This is a genomic window from Kitasatospora sp. NEAU-69, from assembly GCF_057158765.1.
Genome location: NZ_JBWXUE010000045.1, coordinates 16978 through 41928 on the forward strand (window position 1 = coordinate 16978; position 24951 = coordinate 41928).

Annotated in this window: 22 protein-coding genes; 14 read left to right on the forward strand and 8 right to left on the reverse strand. The window is 72.3% G+C overall.

Annotated elements, in window-relative coordinates; all coding sequences use genetic code 11:
* The first annotated feature begins 94 nt into the window (after window positions 1-94).
* Window positions 95-760, forward strand: a complete 666-nt coding sequence (locus AC060L_RS33660; protein ID WP_483802820.1) for a molybdopterin-dependent oxidoreductase — start codon at window positions 95-97, stop codon at window positions 758-760.
* Window positions 744-1412: a cytochrome b/b6 domain-containing protein gene (locus tag AC060L_RS33665; protein ID WP_483802782.1), complete on the forward strand. Its 669-nt coding sequence runs from the start codon at window positions 744-746 to the stop codon at window positions 1410-1412. Before AC060L_RS33660 ends, AC060L_RS33665 begins: the two co-directional genes overlap by 17 nt.
* Window positions 1413-1417: 5 nt before the next feature.
* On the opposite strand, the gene AC060L_RS33670 is transcribed toward AC060L_RS33665, so the two are convergent.
* On the reverse strand, window positions 1418-2323 hold the full coding sequence (locus AC060L_RS33670) for a LysR family transcriptional regulator (protein WP_483802783.1): 906 nt from the start codon (window positions 2321-2323) through the stop codon (window positions 1418-1420).
* Window positions 2324-2395: 72 nt separating this feature from the next.
* On the opposite strand from AC060L_RS33670, the gene AC060L_RS33675 reads away from it, so the two are divergent.
* Window positions 2396-3694, forward strand: a complete 1299-nt coding sequence (locus AC060L_RS33675) for an MFS transporter (RefSeq protein WP_483802784.1) — start codon at window positions 2396-2398, stop codon at window positions 3692-3694.
* Here AC060L_RS33675 and AC060L_RS33680 read toward each other — a convergent pair.
* A complete protein-coding gene (locus AC060L_RS33680) occupies window positions 3676-4179 on the reverse strand; it encodes an NUDIX domain-containing protein (protein ID WP_483802785.1) in 504 nt (167 codons plus the stop codon). The two genes, AC060L_RS33675 and AC060L_RS33680, sit on opposite strands and share 19 nt — an antisense overlap.
* 63 nt (window positions 4180-4242) lie before the next feature.
* On the opposite strand from AC060L_RS33680, the gene AC060L_RS33685 reads away from it, so the two are divergent.
* On the forward strand, window positions 4243-5496 hold the full coding sequence (locus tag AC060L_RS33685) for a serine hydrolase domain-containing protein (protein WP_483802786.1): 1254 nt from the start codon (window positions 4243-4245) through the stop codon (window positions 5494-5496).
* A 37-nt stretch (window positions 5497-5533) separates the two neighbouring features.
* Window positions 5534-5950: a DUF6325 family protein gene (locus tag AC060L_RS33690; protein WP_483802787.1), complete on the forward strand. Its 417-nt coding sequence runs from the start codon at window positions 5534-5536 to the stop codon at window positions 5948-5950.
* Between the two features lie 137 nt (window positions 5951-6087).
* Here AC060L_RS33690 and AC060L_RS33695 read toward each other — a convergent pair whose 3' ends face one another.
* The 3 genes from AC060L_RS33695 to AC060L_RS33705 all read right to left on the reverse strand — a co-directional run bounded on the left by AC060L_RS33695 (window position 6088) and on the right by AC060L_RS33705 (window position 9042).
* Complete coding sequence (locus AC060L_RS33695) at window positions 6088-6459, reverse strand: DUF779 domain-containing protein (protein WP_483802788.1); 372 nt, start codon at window positions 6457-6459, stop codon at window positions 6088-6090.
* Window positions 6459-7964: an acetaldehyde dehydrogenase ExaC gene (gene exaC / locus AC060L_RS33700; protein WP_483802789.1), complete on the reverse strand. Its 1506-nt coding sequence runs from the start codon at window positions 7962-7964 to the stop codon at window positions 6459-6461. Before exaC ends, AC060L_RS33695 begins: the two co-directional genes overlap by 1 nt.
* A 133-nt stretch (window positions 7965-8097) precedes the next feature.
* Window positions 8098-9042 (reverse strand): terpene synthase family protein, encoded by a 945-nt coding sequence (locus AC060L_RS33705; RefSeq protein WP_483802790.1) that lies wholly within the window; start codon window positions 9040-9042, stop codon window positions 8098-8100.
* A gap of 289 nt (window positions 9043-9331) precedes the next feature.
* Here AC060L_RS33705 and AC060L_RS33710 point away from each other — a divergent pair, with 289 nt between their 5' ends.
* The 7 genes from AC060L_RS33710 to AC060L_RS33740 all read left to right on the forward strand — a co-directional run bounded on the left by AC060L_RS33710 (window position 9332) and on the right by AC060L_RS33740 (window position 18677).
* Entirely contained in the window at window positions 9332-12265 is a 2934-nt protein-coding gene (locus AC060L_RS33710; protein ID WP_483802791.1) for an ATP-binding protein, read from the forward strand.
* A gap of 91 nt (window positions 12266-12356) precedes the next feature.
* Window positions 12357-13448 (forward strand): aldose epimerase family protein, encoded by a 1092-nt coding sequence (locus AC060L_RS33715; protein WP_483802792.1) that lies wholly within the window; start codon window positions 12357-12359, stop codon window positions 13446-13448.
* 160 nt (window positions 13449-13608) lie between these two features.
* Window positions 13609-16113, forward strand: a complete 2505-nt coding sequence (locus AC060L_RS33720) for a sensor histidine kinase (RefSeq protein ID WP_483802793.1) — start codon at window positions 13609-13611, stop codon at window positions 16111-16113.
* Window positions 16110-16511, forward strand: coding sequence for a roadblock/LC7 domain-containing protein (locus AC060L_RS33725; protein ID WP_483802794.1), 402 nt, complete (start codon window positions 16110-16112; stop codon window positions 16509-16511). Before AC060L_RS33720 ends, AC060L_RS33725 begins: the two co-directional genes overlap by 4 nt.
* Complete coding sequence (locus tag AC060L_RS33730; protein ID WP_483802795.1) at window positions 16511-16918, forward strand: DUF742 domain-containing protein; 408 nt, start codon at window positions 16511-16513, stop codon at window positions 16916-16918. Before AC060L_RS33725 ends, AC060L_RS33730 begins: the two co-directional genes overlap by 1 nt.
* An 11-nt stretch (window positions 16919-16929) precedes the next feature.
* The gene (locus AC060L_RS33735; RefSeq protein WP_483802796.1) at window positions 16930-17532 is read left to right on the forward strand and encodes a GTP-binding protein; all 603 of its coding nucleotides are present in this window, start codon (window positions 16930-16932) and stop codon (window positions 17530-17532) included.
* 11 nt (window positions 17533-17543) lie between these two features.
* Complete coding sequence (locus tag AC060L_RS33740) at window positions 17544-18677, forward strand: FAD-dependent monooxygenase (RefSeq protein ID WP_483802821.1); 1134 nt, start codon at window positions 17544-17546, stop codon at window positions 18675-18677.
* A gap of 75 nt (window positions 18678-18752) precedes the next feature.
* Here AC060L_RS33740 and AC060L_RS33745 read toward each other — a convergent pair whose 3' ends face one another.
* From AC060L_RS33745 to AC060L_RS33755, 3 genes are all read right to left on the reverse strand, one after another.
* Window positions 18753-19565 carry a G1 family glutamic endopeptidase gene (locus AC060L_RS33745; RefSeq protein ID WP_483802797.1) on the reverse strand — a complete coding sequence of 271 codons (813 nt, stop codon included), beginning with the start codon at window positions 19563-19565 and terminating at the stop codon, window positions 18753-18755.
* 200 nt (window positions 19566-19765) lie between these two features.
* Window positions 19766-21019 carry a fumarylacetoacetase gene (fahA, locus tag AC060L_RS33750; RefSeq protein ID WP_483802798.1) on the reverse strand — a complete coding sequence of 418 codons (1254 nt, stop codon included), beginning with the start codon at window positions 21017-21019 and terminating at the stop codon, window positions 19766-19768.
* Entirely contained in the window at window positions 20971-22206 is a 1236-nt protein-coding gene (locus AC060L_RS33755) for a cupin domain-containing protein (protein WP_483802799.1), read from the reverse strand. The genes fahA and AC060L_RS33755 overlap by 49 nt, the downstream gene beginning before the upstream one ends.
* Window positions 22207-22577: 371 nt before the next feature.
* Here AC060L_RS33755 and AC060L_RS33760 point away from each other — a divergent pair, with 371 nt between their 5' ends.
* Both AC060L_RS33760 and AC060L_RS33765 read left to right on the forward strand, forming a co-directional pair.
* The gene (locus tag AC060L_RS33760) at window positions 22578-23858 is read left to right on the forward strand and encodes an extracellular solute-binding protein (protein WP_483802800.1); all 1281 of its coding nucleotides are present in this window, start codon (window positions 22578-22580) and stop codon (window positions 23856-23858) included.
* Window positions 23859-23944: 86 nt separating this feature from the next.
* Complete coding sequence (locus tag AC060L_RS33765) at window positions 23945-24895, forward strand: carbohydrate ABC transporter permease (RefSeq protein WP_483802801.1); 951 nt, start codon at window positions 23945-23947, stop codon at window positions 24893-24895.
* Window positions 24896-24951 lie beyond the last annotated feature (56 nt).

Sequence of the window (24951 nt, forward strand, 5' to 3'; positions counted from 1 at the left end):
CTCGCCGTCCGGTGCCGACAACGGTGACAATCAGGGCGTGGAAGAGAACGAGCCGACCCGCGGTACACCGGTCGGCAGACGAGTGCTCCTCGGGATGCTGGGGCTCGGTGCGGCCGGTGTGGCGGCCGGGCCGGTGCTCTCCAGAGCCGTCGGGTCGGTGCTGTCCTCGATCTCGAAGGAGGACCCCACCGGGCTGACCCAGCTGCTGCCGAACGGCGGCGGCTTCGAGTACTACTCGGTGACCGGCCCGGTGAAGTCGATGTCGGCGACCGACTACCGGCTGACCGTGGACGGCCTGGTCGGCCACCAGGCCAGCTACACGCTCGCCGACCTCCAGGCGATGCCGCAGCACCGGATCGTGCACGATGTGCAGTGCGTGACCGGCTGGCGGGTGCCGGCCACGCCGTTCGAGGGTGTGCGGCTCTCCGATCTGCTGGACGCCGCCGGTGTCGGTCCGGGAGCCGCCGCCGTGCGGTTCAGCTGCTTCGACGGCACCTACACCGAGAGCCTCACACTGGACCAGGCCCGCCGCGAGGACGTGCTGGTCGCGCTGAAGATGCAGGACCAGCCGGTCACCCACGACCACGGCGGGCCGGTGCGGCTCTACGTCGCGCCGATGTACTTCTACAAGTCCGCGAAGTGGCTCTCCGGTATCACCGTCACCCCCTCCGTCGAGCCCGGCTACTGGGAGCACTACGGCTATGAAGTGGACGCCTGGGTCGGCAAGTCCAACGGGCGCGACGATGCCCCCACCAGCTGAGGTCGAGCGCCGCCGGCGGCGGCTGCCGCGCTTCACCCGGGCCGAGCGCTGGGTGCACCGCACCACGTCCGGGCTGATGCTGCTCTGCATCGCGACCGCCGCCTGCCTCTACCTGCCGCAGCTGGCCGAGCTGGTCGGCCGCCGGCGGCTGCTCGTGGTGATCCACGAGTGGGCGGGCCTGGCGCTGCCGGTGCCGCTGCTGCTCGGGCTCGGCTCGCGTGCGCTGCGGCGCGACCTGGGCCGGCTGAACCGGTTCGCGCCGTACGACCGGGCCTGGCTGAAGGCGGTGCTGTGGCGGCAGTACAACCGGCGGGCGGGCAAGTTCAACGCGGGGCAGAAGCTGTGGGCGGGCTGGATCGCCGGCGCGGTGCTGGTGATGCTCGGCACCGGGCTGCTGATGTGGTTCACCACCGTCGCGCCGCTGGTCTACCGCACCGGCGCGACCTTCGTGCACGACTGGCTGGCGCTCGCGATCGGCGTGGTGGTCGCCGGGCACATCTACATGGCGGCCAAGGACCCCGAGGCCCGGCGCGGCATGCGCACCGGGACGGTGGATCCGCTCTGGGCCACCCGCGAGCACCCGCAGTGGGAGGCCGAGCGGGAGGCTGAAGGGGACACCGAAGGGGACGCCGAGCAGGCTTCGGCGAGCTAGGCCGGTCAGTGCGGCGTGTGCCGGGCGGCCGCGGCTCGCAGCGCGTCGAGCAGCCGGCGCACGGCGGGCCGGATCGGCGAGGCCTCCCGTACCGCCGCGTGGATCGCCCGCACCGGCTGCGGATTGCGGACTTCGCGGACGACCACGCCGGGGTGCGGGCTGCCCAGGCCCAGCGCCGGAATCAGGCTGACACCGAGCCCGGCGGCCACGAAGCCCTGGGCGGTGGCGTAGTCGCCGCTCTCGACGACGAAGTCGGGGCTGAACCCGGCCGCCCCGCAGGCGTCGAGGACGGGGGTCAGGCAGGGGCCGGGCTGGTCGCTGCCGACCCATGGCTCGGCGGCGAGGTCGGCCAGGTCGAGCCCGTCCTGCGCGGCCAGCCGGTGCCCGCCGGGCAGCACGGCGACGTACCGGTCGTCCGCCAGGTGCTCGAACCGGATGCCGTCGGTGGTGGTCCGGCCCTGCGGTCGGACCACCAGGGCCAGATCGGCCCGGCGCTCGCGCACGTCCGTGAGCGAATCGTCGGCATCGCTCAGCCGGAGTTCGACCTGGACGCCCGGCTGCTCGCGGCGCAGCGCCGCCACGGCGGGCGCCACCAGGGTCGCCCCCGCCGTGCCGAAGTAGCGCATCACCACCCGGCCGGTCCGGCCGGCCCGTAGTTCGGCGAGCGCGGTCTCCGCCTCGGCGACCTGCCGGCCGATGACGGCCGCGTACTCGGCGAGCAGTCGCCCGGCCTCGGTCGGCCGTACGCCCCGCCCGGTCCGCTCCAGCAGGCCGATTCCGGCCTCCTTCTCCAGCGCGGCCATCTGCTGGCTCACGGCCGAGGGTGTGTATCCGAGGTTCCGCGCTGCCGCGGTGACCGATCCGCTGCTGACCACGGCCCTCAGCAGCTGCATGCGCCGCACATCAAGCATGTAGCGCAGCTTAACTCTCAATCAAGATCTTTTCGCTTGTCTTACAACGGCTGCCACGGCACCGTACGAATCATGCAACCCGAATCCCCCTGGCGCAGCGCCGACTTCCGCACGCTGTTCGCCGCGACGACGCTCAGCCAGCTCGGCACCAGCATCGGCTACGTCGCCATACCGTTCGTCGCCGTGTCCGCGCTCGACGCGAGCCCCGGTCAGCTCGGCGCACTCGGCGCTCTGAGCACGGCCGCCTTCCTGCTCATCGGGTTGCCGGCCGGGGCCTGGGTGGACCGGATGCGCCATCGACGGGTGCTGATCGTCGCCGACCTGATGCGCGCGGTGCTCCTCGGCACCATCCCACTGGCCTGGTGGCTCGGATCCCTGACGCTCGGTCAGCTCTTTGTGACGGTCCTGCTGAACGGCTGCGCCACCGTTTTCTTCGACGTCGGCTCGCAGAGCGTGCTGCCCCAACTGGTCGGCCGGGACGGGCTGGTCCGGGCGAACGCCGCCGTGGTGAGTCTCATCGCCCTCGGCAACGTGGCGGGCCGCAGCGCGGGTGGCGGGCTCGTCCAACTGCTCACCGCCCCGGTGGCCGTGGCCTGCGCGGCGGTCGGCTACCTGGCTTCGGCCGTGCGCCTGACTGCGATCCGCCGCACACCGCCGCCGGTCCCACCGCAGCCCGAGCGGTCCACCCGGTTGCGAGCGCAGATCGCCGAGGGGCTGCGACACGTCTTCGGCAACCGGGAGTTGCGGGCGCTGGCACTCACCGCGGCGCTGTCCAACCTCGGATCCCAGATCGTCAACACCATGCTCCCGCTGCTCTTCATCCGCGAACTGCACTTCCCCGCCGTGGTGTTGGGCGTGTTCTGGGCAGTGGGTGGGGTGGGCCTGCTGCTCGGGTCGCGCTGCGCCCGGCCGATCGCCAGGCGGCTCGGCTACGGCCGCGCCCTCGGGCTGCTCGGCCTCTGGCTGGCGCCCGCCGGACTGCTCGTGCCGCTGGTCGGTCACGGTCCCGGGCTCTGGCTGGCGGGGGCCGGCTGGCTCCTGGCCTTGTTCAAGACGGGCATCGACAACGTGCTGGGCGTCAGCCTGCGGCAACGGGCGACGCCGGACCCGCTGCTCGGCCGGATGAACGCGACCTTCCGGTTCCTGCTCACCGGCGCGCTCGCCGTCGGCTCCGCCGTCGCGGGGCTGGTCGGCGAGCTGGCCACCGTGCAGGTCACGCTCTGGGTGGGCGCCGCGTTCATGGCGACGGCGTTCCTGCCCGTCTTCCTCTCCCCGGTCCGTAGGCGGCGCGCACTGCCGGAGCAGCGGGCGACGCCCGTTGCCGCCGACGACAGGCCCGAGGGCCTGGTGTCTCAGCGCGCGGCGAGGTAGCGGCGGTAGGCCTCGGCGCCGTCCGGCACGAACTCGACCTCGGCCATCCGCTCGGCGATCTCGGCCTCGGTCAGCCAGCCGTACCAGTCGATCTCCTCGGCCTGCGGTGCGACCGGGCCGGTCCACACGGCAGTGTTGACGTCGCAGAACCAGGAGTACGCCTCGTCCTGGTACAGGAAACGCAGCAGCGGCTGGACGCTGATCCCGCTCACCCCCAGTTCCTCCTCGGCCTCGCGCACCGCCGCCTCGGCGTAGCCCTCGCCGGTGCCGACCACGCCGCCCACGAAGACGTCGTACGCCCCGGGTGCGAAGAGCTTGTCGGGTGACCGGCGGTGCACGAAGATCCGCCCTTCGGCGTCGCGCACCAGCACCATCGCGGTGCGGTGGGTCAGCCGGTCGCGGTACACCTCGGCCCGGGTCGCGGTGCCGACCACCCGGTCCTGCTCATCGACGACGTCCAGAACTTCTTCGGCAGGGTTGCTCATGCTGGTCAGACTAAGGTTCGAGCGGCACTCTGGGCATCGAATACGAGGAAGAGGCGGCACACGGTGGTGGAGATCCTGGGTGAGACGGCCGAGGGCTTCGAGCCGGTCCGGGAGGCGTTCGCGCGCAATTTCCGCGACCACGGCGAGCTTGGCGCGGCCTTCGCGCTCTACGTCCGCGGGCGCAAGGTGGTCGATCTCTGGGGTGGCGACGCCCGGCCCGCGCTCGGCGGCGGCCCGGCGCCGGCCGTCGCGTGGACGGCCGACACCGCGCAGGTGCTGCGCTCGGTCACCAAGGGCTGCACGGCCGCCGCCGCACTGCTGCTGGCCCAGCGCGGGCAGCTCGACCTGGACGCGCCGGTGGCCGAGTACTGGCCGGAGTTCAAGGCGGCCGGCAAGGAGCGGATGCCGGTCCGCTGGCTGCTCTCGCACCGCGCCGCACTGCCCGCGCTGGACCGGCAGCTGCGGGTGGCGGAGGTGCTGGCCTGGGAGCCGGCCGTGGCGGCGGTGGCCGCCCAGGCGCCCGCCTGGGAGCCGGGCAGCGCGCACGGCTACCACCCGTACACCTTCGGCTGGCTGGTCGGCGAGCTGGTCCGGCGGGTGAGCGGGCGCACCGTCGGGCGGTACTTCGCCCAGGAGATCGCCGATCCGCTCGGGCTCGACCTGTGGATCGGGCTGCCGGCCGGTGTCGGCGCCCGGGTCGGCCGGCTGGTCGAGCTGCCCGGGCCGCCCGCCGCGCGCGCGGGCAGCGCGCTGCGGGTGCGCCCCAAGCCCACGATCCTCGACGCCTACCAGGACCCGCACTCGCTGACCGCGCGCGCCTTCGCGGCCGTCGGCCCGGAGCTGGACCTGAACGACCCGGCGGCGCAGGCCGCCGAGATCCCCGGGGCGAACGGGATCGGCACCGCCCGTGCCGTGGCCCGGTTCTACGCCGCGCTGATCGGGGTCGCCGACCGGCCGGACGGGCGGCCGGGGGAGTCGGCGCCGGCGCTCTTCGAGCCGGCCACGCTGGCTGAGGCGATGGGCCCGGCGAGCGACGGCCCGGACCGGGTGCTGATCATCAACTCCCGCTTCGGGCACGGCTACTTCCGCCACGCACCGACCTCGCCGATGAGCTCCCCGGCTGCCTTCGGCCACCCGGGCCGGGGCGGCTCGCTCGGCTTCGCGGACCCTGAGCTCGGGCTCGGCTTCGGCTACGTCACCTGCGGGATGCAGCCGGGCGTGACCGGGGACGCGCGCTCGCGCTCGCTGATCGCGGCGGTCCGCAGCTGCCTGCGCGAGCCGCCTGCCCTGGCTGCCGGCCCTGGCCGGCTGGGGTAAATTCCGGATATAGGACGGTTTGCGAAGGGAGCCCCGGATGGGACCGGCCGAGCTGCTCGTGCTGACATTCCCGCAGGAGACCATCACCGCGCAGGCCGCCCAGGCGCTGGTCGGGCTGCGCACGGCGGGTGACATACGGGTGATCGACTCGCTCGTGGTCACCCGCAGCGCGGCCGGCGAGACCGGCTACGGCGAGCTCGCCGACTTCGAGCACCTCCGGGAGCTGGCCGGCGACGGCGGTGCGGGCGAGCCGGCGCTGATCGGGCCGCAGGACGCGCTGGAGGCCGGTGAGCTGCTGGAGCCCGGCACGGTCGCGCTGCTCGTGCTGATCGAGCACGTCTGGGCGCGGGCCGCCGCCGACGCGCTGCGTGCGGTGGGCGGCCGGATCGCCACCGGGGTGCGGATCCCGCCCGAGCAGATCGAGGCGGCGCTGCGCACGGCCCGCGAGCGGTGAACGGCTGACGCTGACCTGGGGGGGGGGGGGGGGGGGGGGGAAGGTCAGCGGCGGGGGGAGGCGGGAGAGGAGAAGGGGGGGCGGATGCGGACTTTGCGCGGGAGGTCTTCCCCACCCCCCCCAACCCCCAGGCGCCGTCACGGACTCAGCTCGGCGAGCTCCTCGTCGGTGAGCAGCCGCGACCGGGTCAGGAACCGCTGCCCGGTCGGTGCCTCCAGCGAGAAGCCGCTGCCCCGCCCGGGCACCACGTCGATCGTCAGGTGGGTGTGCGACCAGTACGCGTACTGCTCGCGCGCCATCCAGACGCCGACCGGCCGCGGCAGGCCGGGCACCGCGAGCTCGCCGAGCAGCACGTCGTTCTGCGAGATGATGAACTCGCCGTCCGGGTAGCACATCGGCGCCGAGCCGTCGCAGCAGCCGCCCGACTGGTGGAACATCAGCGGGCCGTGATCGGCGGTCAGTTGCCGCAGCAGCTCGGCCGCCGCCGCGGTGACGGCCACCCGCGGCATCAGAAGAATCCCAGCGCCTGGGGCGAGTAGCTGACCAGCAGGTTCTTCGTCTGCTGGTAGTGCTCCAGCGTCATCCGGTGGGTCTCCCGGCCGATCCCGGAGCTCTTGTAGCCGCCGAAGGCCGCGTGGGCCGGGTAGAGGTGGTACGAGTTCGTCCACACCCGGCCGGCCTGGATCGCCCGCCCGGCCCGGTAGGCGGTGCTGCCGTCCCGGCTCCAGACGCCCGCGCCCAGCCCGTAGAGCGTGTCGTTGGCTATCGCGATGCCCTCGTCGAAGCCGTCGAACCGGGCCACCGCGAGGACCGGGCCGAAGATCTCCTCCTGGAAGATCCGCATCCGGTTGTCGCCCTCGAAGACGGTCGGTGCGACGTAGTAGCCGCCGGCCAGCGCGCCGCCGAGGTCCACCCGCTCGCCGCCGGCCAGCACCTTGGCGCCCTCGGCCTGGCCGATCTCGATGTACGAGAGGACCTTCTCCAGCTGGTCGTTGCTGGCCTGCGCGCCGACCATGGTGTCGGTGTCCAGCGGGTTGCCCTGCCTGATCGCACGCACCCGCTCCAGGCCGTCGGCCAGGAAGCGGTCGTAGATCGGCGCCTCGATCAGCGCCCGGCTCGGACAGGTGCAGACCTCGCCCTGGTTCAGGGCGAACATCGTGAAGCCCTCCAACGCCTTGTCGTAGAAGGCGTCCTGCTGCGCCGCGACGTCGGAGAAGAACAGGTTGGGGCTCTTGCCGCCCAGCTCCAGGGTGACCGGGATCAGGTTGGCGCTCGCGTACTGCATGATCAGCCGGCCGGTGGTGGTCTCGCCGGTGAAGGAGATCTTGCTGATCCGGCTGCTGGACGCGAGCGGCTTGCCCGCCTCCACGCCGAAGCCGTTGACCACGTTGACCACACCGGGCGGCAGCAGGTCGGCGATCAGCTCGATCAGCACCAGGATCGAGGCGGGCGTCTGCTCGGCGGGCTTGAGCACCACCGCGTTGCCGGCGGCGAGGGCCGGCGCGAGCTTCCAGATCGCCATCAGGATCGGGAAGTTCCACGGGATGATCTGGCCGACCACGCCGAGCGGCTCGTGGAAGTGGTAGGCGACGGTGTCGTCGTCGATCTGCGAGAGCCCGCCCTCCTGCGCCCGGATCGCACCGGCGAAGTAGCGCAGGTGGTCGATCGCGAGCGGGATGTCGGCGGCCAGCGCCTCGCGCACCGGCTTGCCGTTCTCCCAGCTCTCGGCGACCGCGAGCAGTTCGAGGTTCTCCTGCATCCGGTCGGCGATCCGGCCGAGCAGCTGTGCCCGGTCGGCGGGGGAGGTGCGGCCCCAGGCCGGCGCCGCGGCGTGCGCGGCGTCCAGCGCCAGCTCGATGTCCTCGGCGGTGCCGCGGGCCACTTCGCAGAAGACCTGCCCGGTGACCGGCGTGGGGTTCTCGATGTACTGGCCGCGCACCGGCGGCACCCAGGCGCCGCCGATCCAGTTCTCGTAGCGGGACTTGAAGCTGGTGGGTGGCTGATAGATCGTCAAGTCCGGGTTCTCCCTGTGATGTGACAGGTGCTGTGCGGTGGTTGACGTGCCTGCTGGTCCTGCATGGGCACCCTAGCCCGCTCGGACCGGATCGGCTACCGTGGGTGCCGAACCGGTCACTACGGACCCGCCGTCACTCCGGCTGGTAGCGGCCGGTGCCGCTCTCCCAGCTGAGATAGCCGGACAGCCATGCGGTCAGGCCGTCCGCATACCGCTGCGCGGTCCGGCTCTGCACCGGTCCGAGCTCCAGATCACGGTAGGTGCCGGGCAGTTCGTCGACCAGCCGGGCGTAGCGGTCGACCATCAGCTGGGCCTCGGCGAGCACCACCGAGCCGGCCTCCTCCAGCGAGCAGCCGCGCTCCCGCTGGACGATCATCACCAGGTTGTTCACGTCACCGCGCGGCGCCTCCTGCGGATAGGAGCGGATGTCGTTGCTCAACGACGGGATATCGGCCGCCAGTTGGCGCAGCTGTCGCAGGGAGGGGCTGTGGAAGGCGGCGGGCGAGACCTCGAAGCGGCCGAGCCGCTCCACCATGTCCAGCACCGACTCCATCGCCGCGGTGCCGCGCCGCAGCACCAGGTACGCCTCCCGGTCGGGCACCCGGCCGCCGCGGCGGCCGGCGGCCTCGGCCGGGTGACTGGCGAAGTAGCACTCCCAGTTGTAGGTGGCGCGGGCACGCCAGCGCGGCGACATGCCGTGGCTGATCCGCGCCCACAGGTCGGCGAAGGCGCGCGCGCACGCCGTGTCGGCCGGCCCGCCGTACAGGATCGCGGTCAGCTCGTCACAGATCGCGGCGACCTGAGCCGGGTGGCGGCCGAGCGGGCCGTCGAACTGGTCGTCGAAGAGGAAGTAGAACCCCATCAGATCGGCGGCCAGGGCGAGTTCCTCGGCCGTGCAGTCGGGGTAGCTGAGTGCAGCGAGGGCGGGCACGTCCCAGCGGGCGTACGCCTCGGCGGTCATCTCGCTGCCGAGCATGGTGTGTTCGTCGAGCCAGTGCCAGTGGTGGGACTCGGCGGCCGCGTGGTGGGGGTTGCGGCGGAACGGGTAGGGCAGGTCGAGCGTGGTTGCATCGGACATCGGACTCCCGGGAGGTGAGGGCCGGTCGTACGGTTGGTGCCACGAGTTGTGCCGAGATCCACTGCCGCCCCCGGCGGCGGCAGAGTATCTGATCACACCATCAGATGGCATGGATGTCGCTGCAATTGCCCATGGCACCTGTGGTTGAACCATCTTCAACGATCCGGCCAGCGCGAACGGCATCCGTGCGAGCCCCTCCGGCGTTAATCTCACAACAATCACGCGGAGCGACTGCGTGTAGCGGCTGGGTAGGCAGCGGCCAGTGGAGGGACCGACGGTGAGCGAACGGGTGAGTGGGCAGAGGGACGGGCACGGCGAGCCGGAATCGGGTTTGCCCCGGCTCTACGAGCGGGAGTCCGCGATCCAGGCGGCCAGGGAAGCGGTCGACACGCTCAGCCGGGACTTCGCCGCCGGCGGCATCCAGCTCGGCTCGCTGCTGCTCTACAGCGGCAAGGCGGGCCTGGGCAAGACGAGCATCCTGCAGCAACTGCGCGCGCTGGCCCACCGGGCCGGCTGTACGGTGCTGAACGCCCGTGGCGGTGAGCGCCGCACCAACGAGCCGTTCAACGTGCTGCGCCAGCTGCTGCTGCCCGAGCTGCTGAAGCTGGACGAGCCGCTGCGGCGCGAGATGCTCGGCCACTGGTGGGACATCGCCGGCCCGGCCGTCGGCCTGATCCCGCCGACCGCCGGCGAGGACCTCGACCCGCAGAGCGTGCGGGCCGGACTCGACCACGTGGTCACCCGGTTCGCCCACCTGAAGGCGCCGCTGGTGATCGTGGTGGACGACCTGCACTGGGCCGACCGGGAGTCGTTCGACTGGCTGGAGTCCTTCGCGGTGCGCTGCCCGGAGCTGCCGGTGCTGCTCGCCTTCGCCTGGCGCTCCGAGGACCTGCCCGAGCACGCGCAGGCGTTCCGCCGCCTGGTGGCCGCCAACTCGCACCGGCACCTGGAGTTCCAGCGGCTCGGTCCGGCCGCGACCGAGCGGCTGGTCCGCGACGTCTTCCCGGAGGACGCCGAGGACGCGTTCTGCCGTCAGGTCTGGGCGGTCACCGACGGGAACCCGTGGCTGATCAACGCGCTGCTCGCCAAGGTGCGCGAGAGCGACCTCGAGCCGGTCCAGGAGAACGTCCGGCTGCTGCACGACCTGGCGGCCGAGGCGCAGGGCATGGACCAGGCCTACTGGCTGGCCAAACTCTCCGTCGGCACGCTGCACTTCGTGCAGGCCGCGGCGCTGCTCGGCACCCAGATCTCGATCCGGATCGCGACCAGGATCGCCGGGCAGACCCCGGCCGTGGCCGAGCAGGCGATCACCGAGCTGCGCCGCCAGAAGGTGCTGAACGGTCCGGCCGACGGCCCGCTGGAGTTCACCCACCCGCTGATCGCCACCTCGCTCTACAAGTCCATCCGCGACGCCACCCGGACCGCGATGCACGGCAACGCCGCCGTCGAGCTGGAGAACGCCGGACGGCCGCTGATCGAGTCCTCCCGGCACCTGCTGGAGACCCACCCGGAAGGCGATCTGCAGGTGGTCGCGAAGCTGCGCCGGGCGGCCCGCGAACACCTGGCGGTCGGCGCGCCGGAGGCCGCCGTGCGCTGCCTGGACCGCGCGCTGAACGAGCCGCCCGCCGAGCAGGACAGGGCCGAGGTGATCTACGAACTGGGCTGCGCCACGCTGCTCACCGACCCGGTCAGCACGGCCAATCAGCTGCGCACGGCGCTGGAGACCCCGGGCCTGAGCCGCGAGCTGCGGGTGGACGCGACGTTCCGGCTCTCCGAGGTGCTCGCGCACAGCGGCCAGCTGGTCGAGGCCACCGAGCTCACCCAGCGCGAGGCCGACCGGACCGAGCCGGGGCCCGGCAAGGACCGGCTGCAGGTCGCGCACTTCATGTGGGCGGCGTTCCAGCGCGACGAGGCCGACGGCCCCGGACGCTCGGCCCGACTGGCCGCCCTCAGCGCCCAGTTGACCGGCGACGACACCAACGCCCGGGTGGCCAGGGTGCTGCGGGCCTGGGACCTGACGCTGCAGGGCGGCAGCGCCGCCGAGGCGCTGGCCCTGGTGGAGTCCGCGCTGGACGACGGCAAGCTGCCCGAGGGCCTGAACTGGACCAGCACCACCTGGGGCATGGAGCTGCCCGGCATCGTCGGCCTGATCTACGTCTACACCGACCGGCTGGACCTCGCCGAGAAGCTCTTCGAGGAGGGCATCCGGGCCTTCGAACTGGCCGGCTGGGTCGGCGGCCACATGGGCTTCGGCTACTTCCTGATGGGCCTGGCCCGGTTCCGCCGCGGCGCGCTCGCCGAGGCCGAGGAGTTCCTGCGCGGCGCGCTGCGGATCGCCAAGCGGCTCGGCCCCGGCCTGCCGCTGCTGTGGAACACCGTCGGCGTGCTCGCCGACACGCTGCTCGCCCGCGGCCGCGCCGAGGAGGCCTGGACGCTGGCCGCCGAGTACCACTTCGCGCCGCCGTACCACCCGACCGCGATGGTGTTGCCGGACGCCGCGACGCTCTACGGCAAGCTGCTGCTCGCCCAGCACGACCGGGACACGGCGATCGAGGTCCTCACCGGCGTCGGGGCCCAGCTCGCCGGGCGCGGCTGGCACAACGTCATCTGGGCGCCGTGGGCCGGCCACCTGGCGCAGGCCGTCCAGCCGCAGGACCCGGACCGGGCCCGCGAACTGGCGGATGAGGGCGCGGCCCGGGCCCGCGCCTTCGGCGTGGAGTCGGCGGTCGGCACCGCGCTGCGGATGTCCGCCTCGGTGGCCGACGGGCAGCAGGCGGTGGAGCTGCTCCGCGAGGCGGTCCGCCAACTCGGCCGCTCCCCGGTCGGCTACGAACACGCGTACGCGCTGGTCGAGCTCGGCGCCGCGCTGCGCACCGCAGGGCGGCTGTCGGAGGCGACCGAGTACCTGCACCAGGGCATGGAGCTGGCGGTCGAGTGCAACGCGGACGGCCTGGTGGCCCGGGCCCGCGACGAGCTCAAGTCCTCCGGCCTGCGGCCCAACCGGCTGCGCGGCACCGGCAAGGAGGCGCTCAGCCGGGCCGAGTACCAGGTCGCCGAGCTGACCGTGCAGGGGCTCAGCACGCTGGAGATCGCCGAACGGCTGGACGCACCGCTGAGCCTGGTCAACCGTCGGCTGGCCGCCGTCCACCGCAAGACCGGCACAAATCACGAAGGACTGGCGGCCGCCCTCGATCTGCCCGGTCAGCGCTCCGACACGCCCTAGGCTGACAGGCGTCAGGCCGGCAGCCGGGGTCGGCCGCCGGCCCCGACACCAGAGCTGCGCGCGCCGGACAGGCCCTAGTCGAAGGAGAGTCATGGCACCCAACCACGAGCAGGAAGTCGCCGTCTCGCACGCCCCGTTGCAGTCGAGCGGGGCGGGCGCGGCGATCGAGCGCTGGACGCTGCGGGCCGGCCCCGTCGAGGTCTCGGTGCTCACGCTGGGCGCGATCCTGCACAGCGTCTCGGTCCCGGACCGCAACGGGGCTCCGGGCGAGGTGCTGCTGACCACCTGTGACCTGAGCGCGCTGCTCGGCCCGGCCAAGCACTACGGCGCCACCGTCGGCCGGTTCGCGAACCGGATCGCCGACAGCCGGATCACGCTGGACGGCCAGGACCACCAACTGGCCGCCACCGGCGGCGGCGTCACGCTGCACGGCGGCCCGGACGGCTTCGCCAACCGGGTCTGGTCGGCCGAGGAGGTCCGGGACGGCGAGCGCGGCGGCGTGCGGCTGCACCTGCACAGCCCGGACGGCGACCAGGGGTTCCCCGGCGCGCTGGACGTCTGGGTCAGCTACCTGCTCGCGCCCAGCGGCGAACTGGCCATCGAGTACCGGGCGGTCACCACCAAGACCACCGTGGTCAACCTGACCAACCACGCGTACGTCAACCTGGCCGGCGAGGGCAGCGGCGACGTCCTGGGCCACCTGCTGACGGTGGACGCCGACGCCTACACGCCGGTGGACGAGCGGCAGATCCCGTACGGCCCCTACGAGCCGGTGGCCGGCACGCCGTTCGACTTCACCACCGCGCGCCCGATCGGCAAGGCGCTCCAGGAGGAGCACCCGCAGCTCGCGGCGGCCGGCGGCTTCGACCACAACTGGGTGCTGCGCCCGCGCTCCGCCGACGGCACCCCGACCCGCGCCGCGCTGCTGGAGGAGCCGGTCTCCGGGCGCAGCCTGGAGGTGCTTACCACCGAGCCGGGGATCCAGGTGTACACCGCGAACAGTTTCCACGGCGCGGTGACCGGCGTGAGCGGCGTGCCGTACGGCAAGTACGCGGGCGTCGCGCTGGAGACCCAGCACCACCCGGACTCCCCGCACCACCCCGGCTACCCGTCCACCGAGCTGCGTCCGGGGGAGGAGTTCCGCTCGGTGACGGTGCTGCGTTTCGCCTGGGTTTCCCTCTAGGTCACGCAGTATGACTAGTATCACCCCGTCACCAGCCGTTCCCCACACGGCGCGTCGTCCCCGGCCGCCGCCCCTCTAGGAGCCTGCTCTGCGCGCGCGAGCCTTCAGACCCGGTGGCTCGCGCCTGAGCCTGCGGACCGCCCTGCTCGTCCTGGCGGTCGTGCCCAGCCTCGCACTGGCCGCACTCTGGGCGGTCACCACCGCCCAGACCTTCAGTGACTTCCGGGTCCAGGCGGCGCAGGGCCTGCTCGCCCAGAAGGCCGGCCAGCCGTCCAACATCGTGTACTACAACCTGCAGGAGGAGCGCCGGCTGACCGCCGCGCAGCTCGCCACCGGCGGCCCGGCCAGCGACGCGCTGACCCGCCAGCGGGAGCTGACCGACGAGGCGGTGCACACCTTCCAGCGGCTCTCCGCCGTGTCGGCCGACCACGCCCCCGCCGAGGTCCGCAACGCCGTCAGTACCGCCCGGCAGGCGATGAACCAACTGCCGCAGCGCCGGGCGGCGGTGGACCGGGGCAGCGCCGACCAGCAGGCCACGTTCGTCTTCTACACGAACCTGATCACCGTCGATCTCCAGCTCTTCACCGCGCTCAGCCACGTGGACAACGGCCAGGTCGGCTACCTCTCGCGGACCCTGGTGGACGAGTTCTGGGCCAAGGAGATGGTCTCCCGGGAGGACGCGATCCTGGCCCGCGGCTGGCCCTCGGGCAAGCTCGCCACGGCCGACATGCAGGCCGTCCGGCAGGCCATCGCCGACCAGTCGTTCCTGTACAGCGAGCGGATCCTGCCGTACCTGCCCGCCGCCGAGGCGGCGGCCGCCAAGGACCTGACCGCGAGCGACGGCTGGCTCGGCAAGACCTTGATCGAGCAGGCCCTGGTGCGCCCGCAGGCGCCGGACGCCGACGGCGACGTCGCGCTGCCGTCGGACGCGGACCAGTGGCGCCAGGCCGCCGACCTGGTCACCCCCCAGCTCGTCTCGCTGATCCAGACCCGGACCGACGCCGTCGTCGCGGTCGGCAAGAGCAGCATCCTCAGCCTGCTGCTCAGGCTCGTGCTGACCAGCGTGATCGGCCTGCTCGCGCTGATCGCCGTGATGATCGGCAGCTGGCGGCTGGCCCGCTCGCTGCGCCGCCGGATCGCCGACCTCCAGGCCCGCGCCGAGGAGCTGGAGCGCACCCTGCCCGAGCTGGTCGAGAAGCTGGCCCGCGGCGAGCAGGTGGACCCCGAGGCGGCGAGCCCGCAGGTGGTCGCAGGGCGCGACCGGGACGAGATCGCCCGGCTCGGCCAGGCGCTGGACCTGGCCCGGCAGAGCGCGGTCGGCGCGGCCGTCCGGCAGGCCGAGCAGCACCGCGGCTTCGAGAAGCTGCTGCAGCGGATCGCCCGCCGCACCCAGCTGCTGATCGGCCTCCAGCTCAAGACGCTGGACGAGATGGAGCGCAAGCACGAGGACCCGGAGGTGCTGGAGGGCCTCTTCGACCTCGACCACCTGACCGCCCGACTGCGCCGCTACGAGGAGAACCTGGTCATCCTGGCCGGCGGCCAGCCGCAGCGCCGCTGGCGCAAGCCGGTCCCGCTGCTGGACGTGCTGCGCGCCGCGCAGGGCGAGGTGCAGGACTACCGGCGGATCCTGCTGGACGTCGAGGGCAGCCCGTGGCTCGCCGAGCGCGCGGTCGGCGCGGTGGTGCACGTGCTCGCCGAGTTGATGGAGAACGCGGCCGCGTTCTCCAAGCCGCCGACCCCGGTCGAGGTGCGGGTCGCGCTGGTCGGCCGCGGGCTCGCGGTGGAGATCGAGGACCGCGGGCTCGGCATGGAGGCGGCGCAGTACGACGCGGCGAACGAGCTGATGCGCCACCCGCCGCGGATGGACGTGCTGGCGCAGGCGGACGACATCCGGCTCGGGCTGTACGTGGTCGCGCGGCTGGCCGACACGCTCGGGCTGCGGGTGGAGTTCCGGCCCTCGGCCTTCGGCGGTACCCGGGTGGTCGTGCTGATCCCGAACGAGCTGGTCGCCGAGCCGCCGTCGGGCGACGCGGCGCCGGCGGCGCGCGCCGAGCGGGCCGAGCCCGCGGAGCTGCCGAGGCGCTCCGGCGGCCGGGCGGCCGCGGCGGTGCGTGAGCTGACGGCCGCGCCGGTCGCGGTCGTCACCACGCCGGAGTCCGTGCCCGAGCGTGCGCCTGCTGCTGCGCCCATTGCCCCGGCCGTCGTGTCGGAGCGTGTGTCAGAGCCCGCGCCGGAGCGTGCGCCCGAACGTGCGCTGGAGAGCGCGCCGGCGCTGGAGCCGGTGCCCGCGCCGCGTCCCTCCTGGGCCCAGCGCTCGGGCCCGGACCACGAGCACACCGCCGACACCGTCGATACGGCCGGCTCTGCCGACGCCGCCGACGCCGGCACTGCCGACAGCGCCGAGGCCGCCGTCACCACCGAGCCGCCGCTGCCGCAGCGGGTCCGGCAGGCCAGCCTGGCCGCCGGCCTGCGCACCGCGCAGCCGGTGGACGCCGGCCACGCCCCCGTCCCGGTCCCCGGCGCGAGCGAGACCCGCACCCGCTCGGGCGCCGCGATCGGCGCGTTCCAGCGCCGCTCCCGGGCGGCCCGCCTCGGTGACGAGACCACCGAGGTCCAGCTCATCCCCACGACCCCCATCCCCACGACGGAAGAACACGAGTCATGACACGAACCACCGCCACCCACCAGGACCTGGACTGGCTGCTGGACGGACTCGTCGACTCGGTGGCAGGCACCCGGCACGCCGTACTGCTCTCCGACGACGGCCTGGTGGTCAGCAAGTCCCGCGAGCTTGAGCGGGCCGACGCCGAGCGGCTGGCCGCCGTGGCCACCGGCCAGCAGAGCCTGGCCCGCGGAGTCGGCCAGCTCTTCGACGGCGGCCCGGTGCACCAGGTGATCGTCGAGCTCGCCGAGCTCTGGCTCTTCGTCACCGCGGCCGGCCAGGGCACCCACCTGGCCGTGGTCGCCTCCCAGGAGGTGGACGCCGAGGTGATGTCGCTGGCCATGCACACCCTGGTCCAGCAGGTCGGCCAGAAGCTCGGCACCGCGCTGCGGGGCAGCTGATGAGCCCGCACTGGCAGGAGTTCGAGGAGGCGGCCGCGCAGGACGACGGCGCCGACTCGATGGTCCGCCCGTACACCATCACCCGCGGCCGCACCGCGCCCGAACGGGATGACCTGACCCTGATCACCGTGCTGACGACCGTTCAGCAGCGCGGCGAGCCGTCCGCCGCCGTGCGGCGGCTGCAGCCCGAGCACCGGGTGATCCTGGCCCGCTGCGAGCACCCGGCGGCGGTCGCCGAGCTCGCCGCGGACCTGGACCTGCCGGTCTCGGTGACCAAGATCCTGCTGGGCGACCTGATCGCCCAGGGCCTGCTGACCGCCCGTGCCCCGCTCGCGGTCGCCGGCAGCGGCGGTGGAGTGGACCTCGGCCTGCTCGCCGCCGTGCGCGACGGACTCCGAAGACTCTGATGGAGACTGTGATGACCGATACCCAGGCGGACCCCGCCGCTGCGTACGCCCCTGCCGCCGCGCACGCCCCCGCCGCCGTCAAGATCCTGATCGCCGGCGGCTTCGGGGTCGGCAAGACCACGCTGGTCGGCACGGTCAGCGAGGTCGCCCCGCTGCGCACCGAGGAGTACCTGACCCGGGCCAGCGTCGGGGTGGACTTCCTGGACGGCGTGGCCGGCAAGGAGACCACCACGGTGGCGCTCGACTTCGGCCGGATCACGATCAGCTCCGAGCTGGTGGTCTACCTGTTCGGCACACCGGGCCAGGAGCGCTTCTGGTTCATGTGGGACGACCTGGTGAACGGCACGCTCGGCGGTGTGGTGATCGCCGACACCCGGCGGCTGGACTCCAGCTTCGCCTCGATCGACTTCTTCGAGAGCCGCGGGATCCCGTTCGTCGTCGCGATCAACTGCTTCGACGGCCACAACACCCGCAGCGCCGCCGAGATCCGCTCGGCGCTCGACCTGGACCCGCACGTCCCGCTGCTGATCGGGGACGTGCGCGAGCGCGCCTTCGGGCGCGACCTGCTGCTCGCCCTGGTCGACCACCTGATCAACCTGCCGGCCCTGGTCTGAGGAGACACCGACTGATGACGACTCTGCGCGTACTCGTGCACGGCGGCGGGATCGGCGGCCTCACGCTGGCGATCGCGCTGGCCCGGCGCGGCCACCAGGTCGAGGTCGCCGAACTGCGCGAGGAGCCGGACGCGCTCGGCGTCGGCATCATCCAGCCCTCGAACGCGCTGCACGTGATGCGCGAACTCGGGCTGCTGGACCAGTGCCTGGCGGCCGGCTTCGAGTGGGACGTGCTGACGGTCTGCGACCCCGCCGGCGGCGTGCTGGCCAGGATCCCGCAGCCGCGGATGGACGGCGTCCCGGCGAGCAACGGGATACCCCGGCCGGCGCTGGCCCGGCTGCTCGCCGCCGCCGCGACGGCCGCGGGCGCCCGGATCCGGTTCGGCACCACGATCGGCTCGGTCACCACGGAGGGCGAGGGCGTCGAGGTGCGGCTCTCGGACGGCACCGAGGACCGCTGGGACCTGGTCGTCGGCTTCGACGGGATCGGCTCGCCGCTGCGCCGGGAGCTGTACGGCGAGCGCTTCGAGCCCGAGTACACCGGCTTCGCGAACTGGCGGGTGACGCTGCCGCGCGACCCCGAGCTGACCGGGGTGCTGATGAGCGCGGGCGACCGGAACGCCAAGGCGCTGCTGACGCCGATCACCGACGAGCTGATGTACCTCGGCACGGTCTTCGCCGAGGCCGCCGACTTCCGCCCCGACCCGGCCCGTGCGCACGAGCAGCTCGCCGAGCGGCTGGCCGGCTTCGGCGGGCCGATCGCGGCGGCGGTCGCCCGGGTGACGGACCCGGCCGCCGTCGTCTACTCGCGGATCTCGCAGGTGACGGTCGAGCAGCCCTGGCACGTCGGCCGGGTGGTGCTGGCCGGCGACGCCGCGCACGCGAGCACCCCGCACCTGGCGCAGGGCGCCGCGATGGCGATGGAGGACGCGCTGGTGCTGGCCGAGTCGCTGGACGCCGAGCCCGAGCTGCCCCGCGCGCTGGCCGCCTGGGAGGCGCGCCGGCGCCCGCGCGCGCTCTGGGTGCAGGCGCTCTCCCGGGCCGTGCTCAAGCAGGAGACCGGCACGCCGACCACGCCGGAGGAGGACGAGCTGCTGAAGGTCGGCATCCCGGGCGCGGCGCACGTGCTGGTCAAGCCGTACTGACTGGTCAAGCCCGACACGAGTGAGGGGAAGTCGGCGCGGCCGACTTCCCCTCACCACGGCAGCGCCGACGCGCCGTCAGTCCTGCGCCTGCCAGTCCACCGAGAACGCCGAACCGCCGGTCAGCGGCGAGGTGGTGGCGAGCGTGGTGCCGCCGCTCACCATGGTGATGTTCTCCGGGTTGAACGAGCCGATCGGCTTCCCGTTCGCCGTCGCCGAACTGAACGCCACCTTGCCGAAGTTCGTCAGCGGCAGCGGGCCGTACAGGCTGGACGGCGCCTCGGCGATCACCTCGGCCGAGGCGAGCGCGGCATTGCGCAGCGTCTTGCGCGCGGTGTGCTGCCAGCCCTGCGTGGTGTCGGCGAGCACCAGCGTGAAGGCGCCGTTCGCGCCCGCCGTGACGCTCGCCGTGAACCGGTCGCCCGGCGCCACCTTGTCCTGGTACATGACCGGGTAGGCCGGGTACATCTCGAACCAGGAGTAGTACGTCGGCGTGCCGCTGGAGCAGTCCGCCTCGCTGCCGGTCTGCTCGACCGAGCGGCTGCCGTCGCCGTCCAGGCCGACCCAGAAGCTCGACCAGGTGTCGGTGCTGTCGCAGACGGCCGTCGGCTGGATCCAGCTCGCGCTGACGCTGGTGAACTTCTTGCCGGTGGCCGCGTAGCCGGACCAGTTGGTGCTGTCGCCGTTGATGTGCCCGCCGTGCGGGCCGGTCTGGTGCGGCAGGCCGGGGCCGACCGGGCGCAGCAGCGGCGCGTTGGCCACGGCGGGTCCGGCAAGTACGGGTCCGGCCAGTGCGGGCACGGCGTTGCCGAGGACGGCGGCCAGTGCCGCGAGCGCGGCGGTGGCCGCGAGTGGGCGGCGGGGACGGGTGCGGCGGCGGGCTGCGGACATGTGCTCTGCTCCCTGGGGTGGGACGTGAACTGACGGTCTGTCGCCACCGTAGAGCCGGGTCACAGGTCGGGTGATGTGACGGATATGCAAATCCTTACTGCTTCACCCGAAAGCACGAGCGCAGCAACCTGCACAGACGTGCCGATGGCCGGTCACCCCGCGCTCGGGGTGACCGGCCATCGGCCGGTTCTCGTCCTCGGTCAGCCCTTGATCGTGCCGCTGACCTCGCCGAAGCCGATCCGCACGCCGTCCGCGCCGGTGGCGCTCGCGGTCATGGTGACCGTGTCGCCGTCCTCCAGGAACGTGCGGGTCGAGCCGTCCGGCAGCGTGATCGGGTCACGCCCGTTCCAGGTCAGCTCGATCAGCGAGCCGCGCTGGTCGGCCTCGGGACCGGAGACCGTGCCGGAGCCGTACAGGTCGCCGGTGCGCAGCGAGGCGCCGTTCACCGTGGTGTGCGCCATCATCTGCGCGGCGGACCAGTACATGCCGGCGAACGGCGGCCGGGAGACCACCGCGTCGTTCAGCCGCACCTCGATCCGCAGGTCCAGGCCCCACGGCTCCTTCTCCACCAGGTACGGCAGCGGCTCGGGCTGCTGCGCCGGGGTGGCCGTGCGGGCCGCCTCCAGCGCCGCGAGCGGCACCACCCAGGGGGAGATCGAGGTCGCGAAGGACTTGCCGAGGAACGGGCCGAGCGGCACGTACTCCCAGGCCTGGATGTCGCGCGCGCTCCAGTCGTTGAGCAGCACCGCGCCGAACACGTGCTGCGCGAAGTCGTCCACGCCGACCGGCTCGCCCATGGTGGAGCCGGCGCCGACGATGAAGCCGACCTCCGCCTCGATGTCGAGCTTCACGGACGGGCCGAAGACCGGCGCCGGGTCGCTCGGGCCCTTGCGCTGGCCGCTCGGCCGGCGGATCTCGGTGCCGGAGGCCACCACGGTGCCGGAGCGGCCGTGGTAACCGACCGGCAGGTGCTTCCAGTTCGGCAGCAGCGCCTCGCCGCCGGGGCGGAACATGTGGCCGAGGTTGGTCGCGTGGTCCTCGGAGGCGTAGAAGTCGACGTAGTCGGCGACCTCCACCGGCAGGTGCAGCGTCACCTCGTCGATCCGGTGCAGGTTGGCCTCCACCAGGCGGCGCTCGGCCTCGTCGGTGAGCAGCCCGGTGACCCGCTCGCGCACGTACGCCCACTCGGCCGGGCCGCGCCGCAGGAAGCGGTTGAGCGAGCCGGTCGCCAGGTCCGCGCCGAGCGGGGTGCCGGCCCAGATCGCCGACAGGTCCAGCACGTGCTCGCCGATCGCCACGCCGACCCGCGCGCCGGTGGCGTGCGGGGGAGTGAAGACGCCGTAGGGCAGGTTCTGCACCGGGAAGTCCGAGCCCTCGGGGACCGGAACCCAGCTCTGCTGCACAGTCACTTGTTGTTGCCACCGTCCTGCGGGCCGCGCCCGCTCCAGCTCCATGCGTACTTGCCGTCGTCGCTCGCCCGGCCGCCCTCGGCGATCTCCAGCGGGCGGAAGGTGTCCACCATCACCGCGAGCTCGTCGAAGAACTCCGCGCCGATCGAGCGCTCGTACGCGCCGGGCTGCGGGCCGTGGGTGTGGCCGCCCGGGTGCAGCGAGATCGAGCCCTGGCCGATGCCGGAGCCCTTGCGGGCCTCGTAGTCACCGCCGCAGTAGAACATCACCTCGTCGCTGTCCACGTTCGCGTGGTAGTACGGCACCGGGATCGACAGCGGGTGGTAGTCCACCTTGCGCGGCACGAAGTTGCAGATCACGAAGTTGTTGCCCTCGAAGACCTGGTGCGACGGCGGCGGCTGGTGGATCCGGCCGGTGATCGGTTCGTAGTCGGCGATGTTGAAGGCGTAAGGGTAGAGGCAGCCGTCCCAGCCGACCACGTCGAACGGGTGGGTCGGGGTCACGAAGACGGTGCCGGCGATGCCGGAGGCGCCGTTGCCGCGGTGCTTGACGTAGATCTCAGTGTCTTCGGCGGCACCACTGTCAGCATCGACGACCAGCGGCCCGACCGGCCCGCGCAGGTCGCGCTCGCAGAACGGCGCGTGCTCCAGCAGCTGGCCGAACTTGGAGAGGTAGCGCTTCGGCGGCGTGATGTGGCTATTCGCCTCGATCGCGTACAGCCGCAGCGGCTCGTCGCCGGTCGGCACCCAGCGGTGGGTGGTCGCGCGCGGCAGGATCACGTAGTCGCCCTGGCCGACGTCCAGCGTGCCGAAGACCGTCTCCACGGTGCCGGTGCCGGACTCCACGTAGACGCACTCGTCGCCTATCGCGTTGCGGTACAGCGGCGAGGGCTGGCCACAGGCCACGTAGCCGATCCGGACGTCGGCGTTGGAGAGCACGGTGCGCCGGCCGCGCACGGCGTCGGTCTGGCGCCACTGCTCGCCGGGGAAGAGGTCGTGCAGCTTGAAGTGGAACGGCTTCAGCGGGTGGTTGGGCTCCGGCTTGCCCTCCGGCAGCACCCAGATCCGGCTGTCCACCAGCGCGGACGGGATGGCGCGGTGGTAGAGCAGCGAGGAGTCGGAGGAGAAGCCCTCCTCGCCCATCAGCTCCTCGTAGTAGAGGCCGCCGGCCTCGTTGCGGTGCTGGGTGTGCCTCTTCGGCGGCACCGTGCCGACGGTGCGGTAGTACGCCATCTCTGCGCCTCCTGAGCGACTGACCCCCTGGACTGCGCCGGCCAGGGCAGGCCCGCCCGTGGGGTGGGGGCGGCCCAGACCAATCCCATGACCTGCCCCCCTGTGGTGTCAAGGACCGGCCGGTCGGTGGACCTGTGAGTCAAGACGCGTGGAGGCAACCGTCCGGACACGTGGATGTAACGATCGCCCGGTTCTTGCAGAAACTTGCTGCAAGAACTTTCACTACCGCTTGCAGCGCTGTTACGTTCCTGCCCGAGCCCGAATCCGGCGCCAGGTGCGGTCGGCGTCAGGGGCGAGCTTGGGGGCAAGTATGCGCTCCCGTCTCCCCAGCTCGGGCACCCACCCCCACCACCCTTACCTTTGGAGTTCTCATGCGGCGTGGCATCGCGGCCTCCGCCCTCGTTGCGGCCCTCGCGGTCTCTCTTGCGGCTTGCGGCAGCAGCGGCTCCGGCTCGGCCGGCTCGACGTCCGGTCCGGTGACCATCACCTACTGGGACACTTCCAACGCCACCAACGAGGCTCCGAACTACCAGGACGTGGTGAAGAAGTTCGAGGCCGCCAACCCGAACATCACCGTCAACTTCGTCAACGTGCCGTTCGACCAGGCACAGGACAAGCTGCAGACCGCGATGGGCAGCAAGGGCGCCCCCGACGTCTTCCGCTCCGACGTGGGCTGGACCGCCGCCTTCGCCAAGGCCGGCTTCCTGACCCCGCTGGACGGCACCGCCGCGCTGCCGGACTCCTCGGCGTTCCAGCCCAGCCTGCTCAAGCAGGCGCAGTTCCAGGGCAAGACCTACGGCGTCCCGCTGGTCACCGACACCCTGGGTCTGCTCTACAACCGGGCACTCTTCGCCAAGGCCGGCATCGCCACCCCGCCGAAGACCTGGGACGAGCTGAAGGCCGACGCCGCCACCGTCAAGGACAAGACCGGCGTGGACGGCTTCGAGCAGCGCGCGGGCGACGCCTACTACGCCATGCCGTACCTCTACGGCGAGGGCACCGACATGGTCGACGCCGCCGGCAAGAAGATCACCGTCAACAAGGCGCAGGCCGCGCAGGCCGTCGCGACCTACCAGTCGATGTTCAGCGCTCCCGGCACCGTCAAGGCCGACGTGACCACCGACAGTTACGCGCACATGATGGACGCGTTCAACAACGGCAAGGTCGCGGCGGTCATCAACGGCCCGTGGGAGATCACCAACATCTACAAGGGCTCCTCCTTCACCGACCACACCAACCTCGGCATCGCCGCGGTCCCGGCCGGCTCCACCGGCAAGGCCGGCGCCCCGATCGGCGGCCACAACCTGTGCGTCTTCGCCGGTTCGGACGCCGCCCACCAGGCCGCCGCCGAGAAGTTCGCCGCGTTCATGACCTCGGCCGACAGCGAGTCGTACATCGCGCAGAAGAACTCGACGCTGCCGACCCGCACCGACGCCTACACCGCCGACGTCAAGGCCGACCCGGGCATCGCCGGCTTCCAGCAGATCCTGAGCGTCGGCCAGCCGCGCCCGGCCCTGCCCGAGTACTCCTCGCTGTACACCTCGCTGAGCACCAGCCTCGGCAAGATCGCGCAGAACCAGCAGAGCATCCAGGCCGGCCTCGACACGACCGCGCAGGACTACACCAAGCTCCTGCCGGACTTCTCGAAGTAATCCCGCGCTCCGCCCGGCCCGCCACCTGACGGCGGGCCGGGCGGCCATGCCGTCCGGTACCGACTCGGAGAAGGTGTTCCACCCTCATGACAGCACTGGTGAAGAGCCTGAAGCGCTCGTACAGCACGTATTGGTACGCCTACGCGATGGCCGCACCCGTGGTGATCATGCTGGGGGTGCTGGTCGCCTACCCGCTCGGCCGCGGCATCTACCTGACGCTGACCGACGCGAACAGCCTCAACGTGGGCCACACGGTCGGCGTCAACCACATCCCCGACACCTTCAAGTTCGTCGGGCTGCACAACTACACCGACGTGCTCTTCGGCCCCGGCTCCTACGACCGGTTCTGGTCGCACTTCGTCTGGACCATCATCTGGACCGTGACCTGCGTGGTGCTGCATTTCAGCCTCGGCCTCGGCCTCGCGCTGCTGCTCAACCAGAAGCTGCGCGGGCGCACCTTCTACCGGCTGATGCTGATCGTGCCGTGGGCCGTGCCGAGCTTCGTGACGGTCTTCTCCTGGCGCCTGATGCTCTCCGACGGCGGGATGGTCAACAGCCTGCTGAGCTTCGCCCACCTGCCGCAGCCGAACTGGCTGGAGGACCCGCTGGCGCAGAAGGCCGCCGCGATCCTGGTCAACACCTGGTGCGGCGTGCCGTTCATGATGGTCTCGCTGCTCGGTGGCCTGCAGTCGATCCCGGCCGAGCTGTACGAGGCCGCCGAGATGGACGGCGCGAGCGCCTGGCAGCGGTTCCGCAACGTGACCATGCCGGGCCTGCGTTCGGTCAGCAGCACGGTGGTGCTGCTCGGCGTGATCTGGACCTTCAACCAGTTCACCATCATCTACCTGCTGTTCGGCAAGAACAACGCGCCGGACGTGCAGATCCTGGTGACCTGGGCCTACCAGCTCGGCTTCGGTCAACTGCCGCGCGACTACGCGCAGTCGGCGACCTACGGGATCATCCTGCTGTCCATCCTGGTCGTCTTCACGGCCTTCTACCAGCGCTGGCTGAAGCGCGCCGACCAGACCGCCGTCTGACGGTACGTCAGCAGCGCCGGTAACGCAGGCAGACCAGACCACCCAGGAAGGGCCAC

Coding starts and splice junctions, on each gene's coding strand:
- AC060L_RS33705 (WP_483802790.1), bottom strand. CDS start 9,042: ATGTCCGATGCAACCACGCTCGACCTGCCCTACCCGTTCCGCCGCAAC.
- AC060L_RS33680 (WP_483802785.1), bottom strand. CDS start 4,179: ATGAGCAACCCTGCCGAAGAAGTTCTGGACGTCGTCGATGAGCAGGAC.
- AC060L_RS33665 (WP_483802782.1), top strand. CDS start 744: ATGCCCCCACCAGCTGAGGTCGAGCGCCGCCGGCGGCGGCTGCCGCGC.
- AC060L_RS33690 (WP_483802787.1), top strand. CDS start 5,534: ATGGGACCGGCCGAGCTGCTCGTGCTGACATTCCCGCAGGAGACCATC.
- AC060L_RS33735 (WP_483802796.1), top strand. CDS start 16,930: ATGACCGATACCCAGGCGGACCCCGCCGCTGCGTACGCCCCTGCCGCC.
- fahA (WP_483802798.1), bottom strand. CDS start 21,019: ATGGAGCTGGAGCGGGCGCGGCCCGCAGGACGGTGGCAACAACAAGTG.
- AC060L_RS33755 (WP_483802799.1), bottom strand. CDS start 22,206: ATGGCGTACTACCGCACCGTCGGCACGGTGCCGCCGAAGAGGCACACC.
- AC060L_RS33670 (WP_483802783.1), bottom strand. CDS start 2,323: ATGCTTGATGTGCGGCGCATGCAGCTGCTGAGGGCCGTGGTCAGCAGC.
- AC060L_RS33715 (WP_483802792.1), top strand. CDS start 12,357: ATGGCACCCAACCACGAGCAGGAAGTCGCCGTCTCGCACGCCCCGTTG.
- AC060L_RS33675 (WP_483802784.1), top strand. CDS start 2,396: ATGCAACCCGAATCCCCCTGGCGCAGCGCCGACTTCCGCACGCTGTTC.
- AC060L_RS33765 (WP_483802801.1), top strand. CDS start 23,945: ATGACAGCACTGGTGAAGAGCCTGAAGCGCTCGTACAGCACGTATTGG.
- AC060L_RS33760 (WP_483802800.1), top strand. CDS start 22,578: ATGCGGCGTGGCATCGCGGCCTCCGCCCTCGTTGCGGCCCTCGCGGTC.
- AC060L_RS33725 (WP_483802794.1), top strand. CDS start 16,110: ATGACACGAACCACCGCCACCCACCAGGACCTGGACTGGCTGCTGGAC.
- AC060L_RS33660 (WP_483802820.1), top strand. CDS start 95: ATGCTGGGGCTCGGTGCGGCCGGTGTGGCGGCCGGGCCGGTGCTCTCC.
- AC060L_RS33695 (WP_483802788.1), bottom strand. CDS start 6,459: ATGCCGCGGGTGGCCGTCACCGCGGCGGCGGCCGAGCTGCTGCGGCAA.
- AC060L_RS33730 (WP_483802795.1), top strand. CDS start 16,511: ATGAGCCCGCACTGGCAGGAGTTCGAGGAGGCGGCCGCGCAGGACGAC.
- AC060L_RS33745 (WP_483802797.1), bottom strand. CDS start 19,565: ATGTCCGCAGCCCGCCGCCGCACCCGTCCCCGCCGCCCACTCGCGGCC.